Source organism: Roseomonas sp. CAU 1739 (assembly GCF_039839775.1).
Classification (GTDB): domain Bacteria; phylum Pseudomonadota; class Alphaproteobacteria; order Acetobacterales; family Acetobacteraceae; genus Neoroseomonas.
Genome location: NZ_JBDOQQ010000003.1, coordinates 143,640 through 157,496 on the forward strand (window position 1 = coordinate 143,640; position 13,857 = coordinate 157,496).

The 13,857-nt window shown below is 69.1% G+C and carries 10 protein-coding genes; 4 read left to right on the top strand and 6 right to left on the bottom strand.

Annotation, left to right across the window (positions count from 1 at the left end):
- Positions 1–27 precede the first annotated feature (27 nt).
- Both AAFN86_RS06855 and AAFN86_RS06860 read left to right on the top strand, forming a co-directional pair.
- Positions 28–2,055, top strand: coding sequence for a molybdopterin-dependent oxidoreductase (locus tag AAFN86_RS06855; protein WP_347542530.1), 2,028 nt, complete (start codon positions 28–30; stop codon positions 2,053–2,055).
- Entirely contained in the window at positions 2,052–3,452 is a 1,401-nt protein-coding gene (locus tag AAFN86_RS06860) for an amidase family protein (RefSeq protein ID WP_347542531.1), read from the top strand. Before AAFN86_RS06855 ends, AAFN86_RS06860 begins: the two co-directional genes overlap by 4 nt.
- Before the next feature lie 361 nt (positions 3,453–3,813).
- On the opposite strand, the gene dnaE is transcribed toward AAFN86_RS06860, so the two are convergent.
- Positions 3,814–7,275 (bottom strand): DNA polymerase III subunit alpha, encoded by a 3,462-nt coding sequence (gene dnaE, locus AAFN86_RS06865; RefSeq protein ID WP_347542532.1) that lies wholly within the window; start codon positions 7,273–7,275, stop codon positions 3,814–3,816.
- Positions 7,276–7,484: 209 nt separating this feature from the next.
- Here dnaE and AAFN86_RS06870 point away from each other — a divergent pair, with 209 nt between their 5' ends.
- Positions 7,485–8,054: a HupE/UreJ family protein gene (locus AAFN86_RS06870; RefSeq protein WP_347542533.1), complete on the top strand. Its 570-nt coding sequence runs from the start codon at positions 7,485–7,487 to the stop codon at positions 8,052–8,054.
- 5 nt (positions 8,055–8,059) lie between these two features.
- Here AAFN86_RS06870 and AAFN86_RS06875 read toward each other — a convergent pair whose 3' ends face one another.
- Positions 8,060–8,431, bottom strand: a complete 372-nt coding sequence (locus tag AAFN86_RS06875; protein ID WP_347542534.1) for a helix-turn-helix domain-containing protein — start codon at positions 8,429–8,431, stop codon at positions 8,060–8,062.
- A 106-nt stretch (positions 8,432–8,537) separates the two neighbouring features.
- Between AAFN86_RS06875 and AAFN86_RS06880 the strand changes: the two genes are divergently transcribed.
- On the top strand, positions 8,538–9,158 hold the full coding sequence (locus AAFN86_RS06880; RefSeq protein ID WP_347542535.1) for an NAD(P)H-binding protein: 621 nt from the start codon (positions 8,538–8,540) through the stop codon (positions 9,156–9,158).
- Positions 9,159–9,161: 3 nt separating this feature from the next.
- Here the strand turns inward: AAFN86_RS06880 and AAFN86_RS06885 are convergent, their stop codons facing one another.
- From AAFN86_RS06885 to proS, 4 genes are read right to left on the bottom strand one after another with little or no spacing between them, the layout of a single operon-like run.
- A complete protein-coding gene (locus AAFN86_RS06885) occupies positions 9,162–9,845 on the bottom strand; it encodes an ABC transporter ATP-binding protein (protein WP_347542536.1) in 684 nt (227 codons plus the stop codon).
- On the bottom strand, positions 9,838–11,088 hold the full coding sequence (locus AAFN86_RS06890; protein WP_347542858.1) for a lipoprotein-releasing ABC transporter permease subunit: 1,251 nt from the start codon (positions 11,086–11,088) through the stop codon (positions 9,838–9,840). Before AAFN86_RS06890 ends, AAFN86_RS06885 begins: the two co-directional genes overlap by 8 nt.
- Positions 11,089–11,095: 7 nt before the next feature.
- The gene (locus tag AAFN86_RS06895) at positions 11,096–12,349 is read right to left on the bottom strand and encodes a lipoprotein-releasing ABC transporter permease subunit (RefSeq protein ID WP_347542537.1); all 1,254 of its coding nucleotides are present in this window, start codon (positions 12,347–12,349) and stop codon (positions 11,096–11,098) included.
- A 9-nt stretch (positions 12,350–12,358) separates the two neighbouring features.
- Positions 12,359–13,675 carry a proline--tRNA ligase gene (gene proS, locus AAFN86_RS06900; protein WP_347542538.1) on the bottom strand — a complete coding sequence of 439 codons (1,317 nt, stop codon included), beginning with the start codon at positions 13,673–13,675 and terminating at the stop codon, positions 12,359–12,361.
- Positions 13,676–13,857 lie beyond the last annotated feature (182 nt).

Consider the following 13,857-nt stretch of genomic DNA (forward strand, 5'->3'; position numbering starts at 1 on the left):
GCCCTGTCCGAAGGAATACGCCCACCCATGACCAAGGTCCGCGTCGTCTGCGCCCATGACTGTCCCGACATGTGCTCCCTGGTCGCGGAGGTCGAGGAGGGGCGCCTAGTGCGCCTCCAGGGCGATCCGGACGAGGCCTACACGGCCGGATTCGCCTGCGCCAAGGTCAACCGGGACATGGAGACGGTGCATTCGCCCGACCGGCTGCGCACGCCGCTGCGGCGCACCGGGCCCAAGGGCAGCGGGCAGTTCGAGCCGATCACCTGGGATGCCGCGCTAGAGGAAATCACCAGCCGCTGGAAGGCCGTCATCGCCGAGAGCGGGCCGGAAGCCATCCTCGGCTATGCCTACTCCGCCCATCAGGGGCATATGAACCGGCGGCTGGTGTCGGGGCTGTTCCATGCCCTCGGCACCTCCCGGCTGCAGGCCGGCACGGTCTGCGACACCTGCTGCGAGACCGCCTGGGACATGACCTGCGGCCCGGTCGGCGGAACCGACCCGGAGGCTGTGGTCCATTCGGACCTGGTGATCGCCTGGGGCTGCGACCTGATGGCGGTGAACGTCCATTTCTGGGCGCTGCTGGAGAAGGTGCGCAAGACCGGCGTGAAGCTGGTGGTGATCGACCCGCGGCGCAGCCAGACCGCCGCGCGTGCCGATTGGCACCTGCCCATCCGCATCGGCACGGATGCGGCGCTTGCCTGCGGCATCGCTCATATCCTGGAACGCGATGGGTTGTTGGACCGTGCCTATGTCGAGGCCAATACGCTCGGCTTCGAACGTTGGTCGGCCGAGGTGCTGCCGAATTTCCCGCCGGCGCGTGTGGCGGAGATCACCGGCCTGTCGGTCGATGACGTGGAACGCCTCGCGGCCATGTATGGCGCGGCCAAGGCCTCGCTGATCCGGCTGGGGGAGGGCATGACGCGCCTTGCCCGCGGCGGCCAGGCACTGCGCGCGGTCGCCACGCTACCGGCGCTGACCGGCGCCTATGGGCGGGAAGGGGGCGGGGCGCTGCTCCTCGCCGCCGGATCGATGGATTTCCAGTTCGGCTTCGTGGGCAAGCCCTCCGGCCCGGCCTCCGCGCGCATGGTCAACCACCTCGCGCTCGGCGAGGCGCTGGAGGAGATGCGCGACCCGCCGATCCGCGCCCTGTTCATCGCCGCCAACAACCCGGCGGTGACCAACCCGGATGTGAACCGGCTGCGCCGGGCGCTGGCGCGGGAGGACCTGTTCACGGTCGTCCATGACCCCTTCATGACCGACACCGCGCGCTTCGCCGACATTATCCTGCCGGCCACGACCTATCTGGAAACCGAGGATTTCTACCGCTCCTACGGTTCCTACCGCATGCAGTACGCCCCGGCGGCGGTTGCCCCGCAGCATGAGGCCATGTCGAACTTCCATCTGGCCCAGGCGCTCGGCCAGCGGATGGGGCTGACCGATCCGGCCTTCTCCATGACGCCGAAGGACATCGTCCCGCATTTCTTTGCCGGCGCGACGGGCATCATCGCCGAGGTCGATCCCGCCCGGGTCTTCGATGGCCCGGTGAAGGTCAGTCCGCCGACGGCACAGGAGTTCCGCACGCCGTCGGGCCGGCTGGAAATCTACTCGGAAACCCTGGCGCAGCAGGGCGTGGCGCCCATGCCCGTGTGGGAGGAAGACCCCACCGAGGCCGCCGACGCCGCCCGCTGGCCGCTGCGGCTGCTGACCGCGCCGGGCTATTTCCAGGCACACACCGCCTATGCGGCCTCGCCCTTCCTGCGCAAGCGGGAGGGCGCGCCCTGCGCCATCCTGCATCCGGCCGAAGCGGCCCGTCGCGGCCTTGCCGAAGGCGACCAGGTGCGCCTGTTCAACGACCTCGGCACGGTCGGCCTGGTGCTGCGGGTCAGCGATGAAGTGCAGCAGGGCGTCGTCCTCGTTCCCGGTCAGCGGCCGGATGGCGAGGCGGTGTCCGGCACCGTGAACATGCTTTGCGACGACCGCCTGACCGATATGGGGGAGGGCGCCTGCTACCAATCCACCTTCCTCGACGTCGCGGCTTGGGAGCGCGCGGCATGAGCGACCTCGCGACCCTGACCGCGGTCGAACAGGCGCAGATGATCCGCGACCGGCGGGCTTCGCCGGTCGAGGTGACGAAGGCGGTGCTGGACCGCATCGCCGCCTGGGAGCCACGGATCAACGCCTTCGCCACCCTGGACGCCGAAGGTGCGCTGAACGCGGCCCGCGCGGCCGAGGTTATGGTGATGGCCGGCGTGCCGCTCGGCCCGCTGCATGGCGTGCCGGTGACCATCAAGGACGTCCAGGCGGTGGAAGGCCTGCCGACCCGGCGTGGGTCGCGCCTGACACCCACCACGCCGGCCGCCGCCGATGCGCCGCTGGTGGCCAGGCTGCGGGGGGCAGGGGGCATCATCCTCGGCAAGACCACCGCCACCGAGAATGGCTGGACCGCCGTCAGCAGCGGCCCACTGACCGGGGATACGCATAATCCCTGGCTGCGTGGGCGGACCGCCGGCGGGTCGTCCTCGGGTGCCGCGGCGCTGGCGGGGTCGGGCTGCGGAGCGCTGCATCTCGGCACCGATGGAGCCGGATCGATCCGTCTGCCGGCGCATTTCTGCGGCGTGGTCGGGCACAAGCCGACCTTCGGGCTGGTGCCCTATGCACCGGTGCCGAACAACAATTCGGTCTCCCATGCCGGGCCACTGGCACGCAGCGTGGGCGATGCGGCCTTGATGTTGGAAATCATGTCTGGCCTGCATCCTGCGGATCATACGACATTACCGATGAAATTTCAGTCCACCGATGTGTGGGGGCCGGACCTCAAGGGGCTGCGCATCGCCTATAGCCCCGATCTTGGCCATGCCCGCGTCGATCCCGATGTCGCCGAGGCGGTCCGTGCGTCCCTCGCCACGCTCCAGGCGCTCGGTGCGACGGTCGAGGAGGTGACGCCGCCCTGGGGTCCCAAGGGGCCGGAACTGGAACGCCTGGTCTGGGCGGTGGCGATGTATCCGTTCATCGAAACCGATCCGGCCCGCCGCGCCGAAATGGATCCGGGCCTGGTTGCCTGCCTCGACGAATACACCGGGCTGACGGTGAAGGAGGCGATCGCCACGGCCGGCCGCCGCATCGCGTACGCCGCCGAGGTGAATGGCTGGTTCGCCGATGGCGGCTGGGACGCGCTGGTGACGCCCTCCGCCTCGGTCGCCGCCTTCGAGGTTGGCCGCCAGCGCCCGGCGCATTGGCCGGACCATGTCTGGGATTGGCTGGTCTGGGCGGAATTCTCCTACCCCTTCGACCTGTCGCATGGGCCGGCGGTGTCCGTGCCCTGCGGGCGGACCGGGGAGGGGCTGCCGATCGGGCTGCAGATCGCCGGCGCCCGCTGCACCGATGCGATGGTGCTTCGCATCGCCGATGCGTTCCAGCGGGCACAGCCCTTCAGGCCGGCCTTCGCGAGCTGAAGCGAGGGCCATCACGCCATCGATGCGGGATCGCCGACAGACCCGGCCGGCGGCGGTCAGGTGACGGACACGCCTTTGGCGTTTTGCTTGGCTTTCGCCGGACGACCGGCGGGCCGCCTTCGCGGCGCTGGTCCAAGTCAAAGGCCCGGGCCCCTGGTGTCAGGGGGGGCTCGCTGACGGCTCTCGGACCTGACTGGCTGGCACAGCGGGAAGGCTCAGCGGCGCTCGGCGCGTGTCTTGGCTATCAGGCGTCCAAATACCGCATAAGGTATATTATGGAAAATTTTAACTGACAGGCAGATGCCGGCACGCCCAGCCCATTTCCGCTTGGCGACGGAAATATCGGCACGACGGCGCCGATCTAGATCTCTTCCATTGCCGAAACGCCGGGCAGCACCTTCATCGCCTGCATCACCCGCGGCCCGATATTGAAGCCGCCGGGCAACGCCATCTCAACCTCCTGGCCCGGTCCGGTGCGCGGCACCAGCACCACGCGGCCGCGCCCGCGACCTTCACGCGTCAGCAGCGCCTGGATCGGCTGCACCCCGGCAATGTCATCCAGCCACAGCCGCACGCCGCCACCCGCACCGCTCGCGGCCTTCTCAAGCCCCTCGACGTCATTGGCCGTTAGGCGCAACGCTTCGCCCTCCATCCGGGCCTCGCAGGTCACCAGCACCGCCTGGCCTTCCGCCAGCAACTCCCGCGACCGGTTCAGGACCTCCGAAAAACACGTCACCTCGAAGGATCCCTGGGCATCGGACAGCCGCACCCAGGCCATGCGGCTGCCGGTCTTGGTGGTGCGTTCCTTGGCGTTCACCACCGTCCCGGCCAGCTTCATCCGCGACGATCCCGCCCGCGCCCGGTCGGCGATCAGCGCCGATGGCGTCACCCCGAGCCGCTGCAACGCCTTGCGATAGGTATCGAGCGGATGGGCGGAAAGGTGGAAGCCGACCGCCTCCGCCTCATGCGCCAGGCGTTCCAGTAAGGGCCAGTCGGGCACCTCGGGGAGCCGCAGCGGCTCATCGCTCTTCGTTTCACCGCCGAACAGCCCGATCTGGCCCGACCCGCGTTCCTCGGCATCGGCCTGAGCGCGGCGCAGGATCGTTTCGGCGCCGGCCATCACCTTGGCGCGGTTCTTCTCCAGGCATTCGAAGGCCCCGGCGCGGGCCAGGTTCTCGATCTGCATCTTGTTGAGCAGCTTCGGGTCCACCCGTGCTGCCAACTCGGCCAGCGACACGAAAGGCCCATCCGCGTCGCGCGCCTTCACCAGGTCCTTCATCGCCGCTTCGCCGACGCGCTTGACCGCGGCCAGCGCAAAGCGAATGGCCTCCTTGCCCTCGGGCGTCGTCTCCACGCGGAAGTCTGCGCCTGAGCGGTTGATGTCTGGTGGCAGCACCGGAATCCCGAGCCGCGCGCATTCCTGCATATGCCCGGCCAGTCTGTCGGTGTTGGACAGGTCGAGCGTCATCGACGCCGCCAGGAAGGCCACCGTGTGGTTCGCCTTCAGCCAGGCCGTCTGGTAGCTGACCAGCGCATAGGCCGCCGCATGCGACTTGTTGAAGCCGTAGTCGGCGAAGCGCTCCATCAGGTCGAAGATCTCGGCCGCCTTGGCCGGCTCGATCCCGCGCGTCTCCGCACCGTCGCAGAAGATCTTGCGCTGCGCCTCCATCTCGGAGCGGATCTTCTTGCCCATGGCGCGCCGCAGCAGATCCGCGGCGCCGAGCGAATACCCGGCCAAGTCCTGCGCGATCTGCATGACCTGCTCCTGGTAGACCATGATGCCGTAGGTCTCGGACAGGATGTGCATGATCGCCGGATGCGGCGGCTCCCACGCCTCGCCCGCCTTGCGCGCGCAGTATGCCGGGATGTTCGCCATCGGCCCGGGGCGATACAGCGCCACGGCGGCGACCAGGTCCTCGAACTGGCTGGCACGCATCTGCCGCAGGCAGTCGCGCATTCCCTGCCCTTCGAACTGGAACACCCCCGCCGCATCGCCCTTGGCCAGCATGGCGTAGGTCTTGGGGTCGTCGAGCGGGATGGCGGCGATATCGACCTCCACCCCCTGCCCCTTCAGGATCGCCAGCGCGCGTTCGATCACCGTCAGCGTCTTCAGGCCGAGGAAATCGAACTTCACCAGCGATGCCGCTTCCGCGTATTTCATCGAATACTGCGTCACCAGCATCGGCGAGCGCGGATCGCGATACAGCGGCACGATCTCGACCAACGGCCTGCGTCCGATCACGACGCCGGCGGCATGGGTCGAGGCGTTGCGGAACAGCCCTTCGACCTGCAGCGCGATGTCGAGCAGGCGGGCCACCTGCTCATCCCCGTCACGCATCTCCTGCAACCGCGGCTCGCCCTCGATCGCCTGGCCCAGCGTGACCGGCTTGGCCGGGTTGAACGGGATCAGCGACGCAATCTTGTCCACCTGGCCATAGGGCATGCCCAGCACGCGGCCGACGTCGCGCACCGCCGCCTTCGCCTGCAACTTGCCGAAGGTGATGATCTGCGCGACGCGATCGGCACCGTATTCGCGCACCACATACTGGATCACCTCGTCGCGCCGGTCCTGGCAGAAATCGATGTCGAAGTCCGGCATCGACACGCGCTCGGGGTTCAGGAAACGTTCGAACAGCAGGCCGAATTGCAGCGGGTCGAGATCGGTGATCAGCAGCGACCAGGCGGCGACCGACCCCGCACCCGACCCACGACCCGGGCCCACCGGGATCGGCGGCGTCTGCGCCTTCGCCCACTGGATGAAGTCCGCCACGATCAGGAAGTAGCCCGGGAAGCCCATCTTCTCGATCACGCCGAGTTCATAGTCGAGCCGGTCGCGATAGACCTGCCGCTTCGCCTCATCCGGCGCCGGCTGCATGGCGTCCAGGCGCTTCTCCAGCCCCTGCTTCGCCATGGCGCGGACGGTCTCGGCCTCGGTCATGCCCTCGCCCACCTTGGGGCAGATCGGCAGTTCGGGCTTCTTACTCTCCGCCATCACGGCGCACATCCGCGCGATGGACAGCGTGTTGTCGCAGGCCTCGGGCAGGTCGGCGAACAATTCGCGCATCATCGCCGCAGGCTTGAACCAATGCTCGGGCGTGACGCGGCGGCGGTCACGCTCGGCCATGGTGCGGCCCTCGGCGATGCACAGGAGCGCATCATGCGCTTCATGCATCTCGCGCGCGGCGAAATAGACGTCGTTGGCGGCGACGATGGGTAGCCGCGCGTCTTGCGCCAGCGCCAGCAGCCCGGCCTCGATGGCGCGTTCCTGCGGCAGGCCGTGGCGGTGCAGTTCAACGGCCAGGCGGTCGGGAAAGGCTTCGCGCAATGCGTGCAGGATCCGCTCGGCGGCATCACGGCGTCCATCGCCTAGCAACCGCGCCACCGGCCCCAGTGTGCCGCCTGTCAGCAGGAAGATGCCCGCCGAATGCTTCCGAAGCAGATCCAGCGTGATAGCAGGCCGGCCGGATGGATCTTCCCGCAGATAGCCGTTAGAGGACAGCTTCTGCAGGTTCTGAAGCCCAGCCGCATCCATCGCCAGGGCCACCAGCGGATCCGGGTTCTGCCGCGCGACGTCGGGGCGGTCCGGATCGGACTCGGCGCGCGTCAGGAACAGCTGGCAACCCATGATCGGCTGCACGCCCTTCTTCGTGCAGTATTCGGCGAATTCCAGCGCACCGAACATGTTCGCGCTGTCGGTGAGCGCCACCGCCGGCATGCCGTTCGATGCCGCCAGCGCCGCCAGCTTGTCCGCCTTGATGGCGCCCTCGCTCAGCGAATAGGCGGAATGGACGTGCAGATGGATGAAGGCGGCTTGGTCGGTCATGACAGGACTCGCGGGCATCCGGCAGGGTAGCCCGGCGCACCGCCGCGCGGAACGCAGGCGGTCGCGGGAAAGCGGATGCTCCGTTTGCGGCCCCCGGGGCAATGCGCTGCTCGCCGGCGGCCCATCGCGGCATGCGCCTTGCCTGCCTTGCACGCGTCCGGTGGCATCATCAGGATCGCCGGCGAAACCGCCTTCATACGGAGCCCGCCATGCCCCCGCGCCTGCTGCGCGCCAGCGCCCTGATCCTTCCCATACTCGCTGCCGGTCCGGCGCTCGCCCATGGCGGCCATGCCGAAGGGCTGGCCGCCGGCTTCTCGCATCCGCTGCTGGGCGTGGATCACCTGGTCGCCATGCTGGCAATCGGGCTGTGGGCGGCGCAGTCGGGGCTGGCGCGGGCCTGGACGCTGCCCGCGGCCTTCCTGGCCGGCATGGCCGCCGGGATCGGCCTCGGCTTGCTGACGACGCTGCCGGCCTGGATCGAACCGGGTGTGGCGGCGACGGTGCTGGTCCTTGGCCTGGTGGTGGCGCTGGCGGTGCCGATGCGCGCGGCGGTCGCCCTGTCGCTCGCGGCCGGCTTCGGTCTGCTGCATGGCGCGGCGCATGGCGGGGAGATCGGCGGATTGGTGCTGCTGACGGCGGCTGGGATGCTGGCGGCCTCGGCGGTGCTGCATGCGGCGGGCTTCGCCATGGGCCGCGTGGCGACCGGCCGGGCGGCGGTGCTGCGCGCTGGCGGCGCCGGCATTGCGGCGGTCGGCGCGGTGCTGCTCGTTCTCGCCTGACACGGTCAGGCCGCGAGGGCCTGCGTGGCTTCGAAGGCTGCGCGGGAGTCGCGGATCGCCTGCTGGTGCCGCGCCGCCCAATCGGCCAGCGGCGCCAGCGCGGCATGCAATGACACGCCGCGCGCCGTCAGCCCGTAGGTGACCTGCGGCGGGCGGCCATCCGTCACGCGCCGCGACACCAGCCCGTCGCGTTCCAGCTGCCGCAGCGTGACCGCCAGCATGCGCTGGGAAATTCCGTCCACCACGCGGCGCAGCGCATTGAAGCGGCATGGCCCCTTGTTCAGTTCGGTGATCACCAGCACCGACCAGGCATCGCCGACGCGGTCGAGCACGTCACGGATCGGGCAGGCATGGCTGGTGGCATGCGGCGCGGGCATCGCGGTTCCCTTCGGGTAACCATGTGACACGGAAATGGATCTGGTGGAACCAGGTTACCATCCGTAATTGCCCTGCCTGCATCACTCCTGGCAAGGGATCACGACCATGAACATCCTCCTGATCGGCGCGACCGGCATGATCGGCAGCCGTCTGCTGAATGAAGCGCTGTCGCGCGGCCATCATGTCACGGCCGCGGCGCGCAATCCGGACCGGATCGAAGCCCGCGCCGGCGTCACGCCGCTGCGCCTTGAGATTACCGACGTTCCGGGCCTGTCCGCCGCTGCGGCCTCGGCGGATGTCGTGATCGCCGCCGCCAGCCCGCGCAGCACCGGCAAACCCGCCGTCGAGGCCCTGGCCTATGCCGAGGCACTGATCGCCGCCCTCACGGGCAAGCGCCTGGTGCTGGTGGGCGGTGCCGGGTCGCTGAACCTGCCCGATGGCAGCCCGGTCGCCGACCATGTGCCGGAACCCTACAACGCCGAGGCGCGGGCCATGCGCGCCGCCTTCGAGCGCATCGCCGCCAGCGGCATCGACTACACGGTGCTCGCCCCGGCTGGGATGATTGCGCCGGGCGAACGCACCGGGACCTTCCGTCTCGGCGGTCGGACGCTGCTCACGGATGCCGACGGGCAGAGCCGCATCAGCGCCGAGGATTACGCGGTCGCGCTGCTCGATGAGGTCGAGCGACCGGCCCATCGCGGCACGATCTTCACCGCCGCCTATTGAGCCCTACGGGGCGGGGATGACCCGCCCCTCGCTGAGCGTCACGATCCGGTCCATCCGCTGCGCCAGGGCCGGATTATGCGTCGCCACCAGCGCAGCGACGCCATGCCCCCTCACCTGCTCCAGCAACTCCGCGAAGACGTGGTCGGAGGTCCCGACATCGAGATTCCCCGTCGGCTCGTCCGCCAGCAGGATGCGCGGCCGGTTCGCCAGAGCGCGGGCGATCGCCACTCGCTGCTGCTCGCCGCCCGAAAGCTTGCCTGGCGGATGGCTCTCCCGCCCCGTCAGCCCGAAGGCCGCCAGCAACTCCCGCGCCCGCTGGCCCGCCGCCTTGCGCGACACCCCGGCGGCCATCTGCGGCAGGGCGATGTTCTCCTCTGCCGTGAATTCCGGCAGCAGGTGGTGGAACTGGTAGACGAACCCGATGGTGTTCCGGCGGATTGCCGTGCGCGCATCATCCGACAGCGACCCCGCGGCACGGCCCTCGACGAAGACTTCCCCGCCATCGGGCTTCTCCAGCAGGCCGGCCAGGTGCAACAGCGTCGACTTGCCGGTGCCGGACGGTGCTACCAGCGCCACGATCTCCCCGGCGGCGAGCGTCAGCTCGGCACCACGCAGCACTGGCAGCTCACCGGCGCCGGACCGGTAGCGCCGCTCGACGGCTGCGAGGCGCAGCGGGACGTCACTCATGGCGCAGCGCCTCCACCGGGTCGAGCCGCGCCGCGCGCCAGCTCGGGAAGATCGTCGCCAGCAGCGACAGAAGAAATCCGAGTCCCACCACCTGGCCGACCTCCCACGGGTCCACCACGGCGGGGATGCGGGTGAGGAAGTAGATCTCGGGGTCGAAGATGGTCGTGCCCGTCGCGCTCATCAGCGCCTGGCGGATCGTCTCGATATTCGCGCAGAAGGCCAGCCCGATCAGCAGCCCCGCCACGGTGCCCGCGCCGCCGACGGCCGCGCCGCACAGCAGGAAGATGCGCAGGATCGCGCCGCGCCCCGCGCCCATGGTGCGCAGGATGGCGATGTCGCGCCCCTTGTCCTTCACCAACATGATCAGGGACGAGATGATGTTGAATGCCGCCACCACGATGATCAGCGTCAGGATCAGGAACATCACGTTCCGCTGCACCTGCACGATCTGGAAGAAGCTGCTGTTGGCAGTCTGCCAGTCCAGGATGGCGACGGGCTGGCCCATCAGCGCCTGGCGGATTGCCCGTGCCACGGGTCCGGCCGCGTCGGGGTCGCGCAGATGCACCTCGATCTGGCTGACCAGGCCGCGCCGCTGGAAGAAGATCTGCGCCGCCTGCAGCGGCATGAAGACGAAGGCGGCATCGTATTCCTGCATGCCGACCTCGAAGATCGCAGCCACGCGATAGGCGCGCAGCCGCGGCACCGTGCCGAACACCGTGGTGCGGCCCTCCGGCGAGATCACCGTGATCCGGTCCCCCACCCCGGCATCGAGCCGGCGCGCCAGCACTGTGCCGATCGCCACCACGTCGTCGCCGGCGAAATCCGCCAGGGTGCCGGCGCGGATATTGCCGGCGATGATGGGGCGCTGGCGCAGTTCTTCGGGCGCGACGCCGCGCACCAGACCGCCGGCGGACGCCCCGGCATCGGTGGTGATCAGCACCTGTCCTTCGAGGGTTGGCGTCGCCTGCGCGACCTGCGGCAGGGTGCGGATGCGCGCGGCGATCGCATCGTAGTCGCCCAGCATCCCCTCGGCCGCGGCGACGCCGAGATTGCCGTTCAGCCCCAGGATACGGCTCAGCAATTCCTGCCGGAAGCCGCCCATCACCGACAGCACGACGATCAGCGTGGCGACGCCCAAGGCGATGCCCGCCAGCGAGAAGCCGGCGATCAGCGATACCGCGCGCTCACCCTTGCGCGCCCGCAGGTAGCGGGCGGCGACGGCGCGTTCGAAGGCACCGAACATGCCGGGCTCAGCCATGCCGCAGCGCCTCGGCCGGGTCGATCCGCGCCGCGCGCCAACTCGGCCACAACGTGGCCAACAGCGATAGCCCGAAGCCCATCGCCACGATCACCGCGACCTCGCCGGGTTCCACGACGGAGGGCAATTGCATCAGAAAGCGCAGCTCCGCCCCGAACAGCCCGGTTTCCTCCAGCCAGGCGAGGCCATTGCGCAGCGCCGGGAAATTCGTCGCCACGCCGAGGCCGAGCGCGAAGCCCGCCAGCGTGCCGCCGCAGCCGATTGTCGCCCCGCACAGGATGAAGATGCGCAGCACCGCACCGCGCCGCGCGCCCATGGTGCGCAGGATGGCGATGTCCCGCCCCTTGTCCTTCACCAGCATGGTCAGGGAGGAGATGATGTTGAACGCCGCCACCACGACGATCAGCGTCAGGATCAGGAACATCACCTTCCGCTCGACCACGACCGCCGCGTAGATGCTGCTGTTCGCCCCCTGCCAGTCGGTGATGCGCAGCGGCTGCCCGGCGAAGGTGGCGCGCACCGCCGTCGTCACCGGCGCGATGCGGGACGGGTCGGCCACCAGGATCTCCACCTGGCTGACCGCGTCGCCAAGGTTGAACAGCGCCTGCGCCGTAGGCAGCGGGACGAAGATCGTCCGCCCGTCATATTCCGGCATGCCGAGATCGATGGTCGCGACCACCGTCATCGTCCGCTGGCGCGGTGCCGTGGTGAAATCCCCGCCACGCGCCTGCGGCAGCAGCAGGGTGACGCTGTCCCCGGTCTGGACACGCATGCGCTGGGCGAGGCGCCAGCCCATCACGACCGAATCCTCGGCGTCGAAGGCATCGAGGCTGCCGACGCGCAACGCGCGCTGGATGGCGGGGCGGGCGCGCAGCGCCTCGGGCGGCAGGCCGCGGAGTTGGGCCGCAGCCGCGCCGCCGGACGGTGCGGTCAGCAGCACCTGACCTTCCACCACCGGGGCTGCCTGCGCGATGCCACCGATGCTGCCAAGCCGGGCGAGGATCGCCTCATACCCTTCGAGTGCCCGGCCACGCTCCGGCTGGATCGTCAGATGCCCGTTCAGCCCGATGATCCGGTTCATCAGGTCGGCCCGGAACCCGTTCATCACCGAGGTGACGATGATGAGCGTCGCCACGCCGAGCGTGATGCCGACCAGCGAGAACAGCGCGACGATCGAGACGAACCGCTCCCCTTTCCGCGCCCGCAGGTAACGGAAGGCGACGGCGCGCTCGAAGGCATCGAACATGCGCGCGACTCAGACGCTGCGGATCTTCGCGATCGCGTCCTCAAGTGAGACCTCGGCGCGTTCGCCCGTGGCGCGGCGCTTCAGCTCGACCTTTCCTGCGGCGGCACCGCGCGGGCCGATGATGGCCTGCCACGGGAAGCCCATCAGGTCGGCATCGGCGAATTTCTCGCCGGCCCGCGCGCCGCGATCGTCATAGACGGCCTGGTCACCCAGCGCGGCGTAGAGCTGTTCGCACATCGCGTCCGTGGCAGCGTCGCCGACGCGCAGGTTCAGGATGGCCGCGGCCCAGGGGGCGACGGAATCCGGCCATTTGATGCCGGCCTCGTCGTGGTTCGCCTCGATCAGCGCGCCGACCAGGCGGGAGACGCCGATGCCGTAGGAGCCCATCTCGGGCACCACCGTCGTCCCGTCCGGCCCAGCGAGGGACAGGCCGAGCGGTTCGGAATACTTGGTGCCGAAGAAGAAGATGTGGCCGACCTCGATGCCCCTGCCCTCGCGGCGGCGCGCCTCGGGCACGGTGGCCCACGCGGCGGTGTCGTGCATCTCATCCGTCGCGGCGTAGTTGGTGGTCACGTGGTCGAAGAAGGTCTTCAGGCCATCCACGTCATCGGTGGAGACATCGGCGCCGGCCCAATCCGTCGTCTCATAGGCCGCGTCGTAGAACACGCCGCTCTCGCCCGTTTCGGCGAGGATGATGAATTCATGCGACAGCTTGCCGCCGATCGGCCCGGTATCGGCGCGCATCGGCACCGCTGTCAGCCCCATGCGCTGGAAGGTGCGCAGATAGGCGAGGAACATCTGGCGGTAGGAATGCTCGCCGCCTTCCTTGTTCAGATCGAAGGAATAGGCGTCCTTCATCAGAAACTCGCGCCCGCGCATCACGCCGAAGCGCGGGCGCACCTCGTCACGGAACTTCCACTGGATGTGGTAGAGGTTGCGCGGCAGGTCGCGATACGACTTCGCATAGGTCCTGAAGATGTCGGTGACCATTTCCTCGTTGGTCGGGCCGAACAGCATGTCGCGATCATGCCGGTCGGTGATGCGCAGCATCTCCTTGCCGTAGTCGTCGTAGCGACCGGATTCGCGCCAGAGATCGGCCGACTGGATGGTCGGCATCAGGATCTCCTGCGCGCCGGCGCGGTCCTGTTCCTCCCGCACGATCTGCTCGACGCGCCGCAGCACGCGCAACCCGGCCGGTAGCCAGGCATAGATGCCCGCGGATGTCTGGCGGATCAGCCCGGCGCGCAGCATCAGGCGATGGGATGCGATCTGCGCGTCGGCAGGGGTTTCTTTCAGCGTCGGCAGAAAAGCGCGGGAGAGGCGCACGGTCAGTCCTTTGCAGCGATCGTCGGCGGGAACCTACTGGCCGGGGCGCCAGGCCGGAAGGGGCCAGGATGAACCGCAGGACAGCGAACGCCGCGCCTGATGGTTCCGGCGAGACGACGCCGTCGCGTGGGCCTTCAGTTTTGCAATAATGCTGCGACCGCGAACGGCCTGGCGACAGAAAA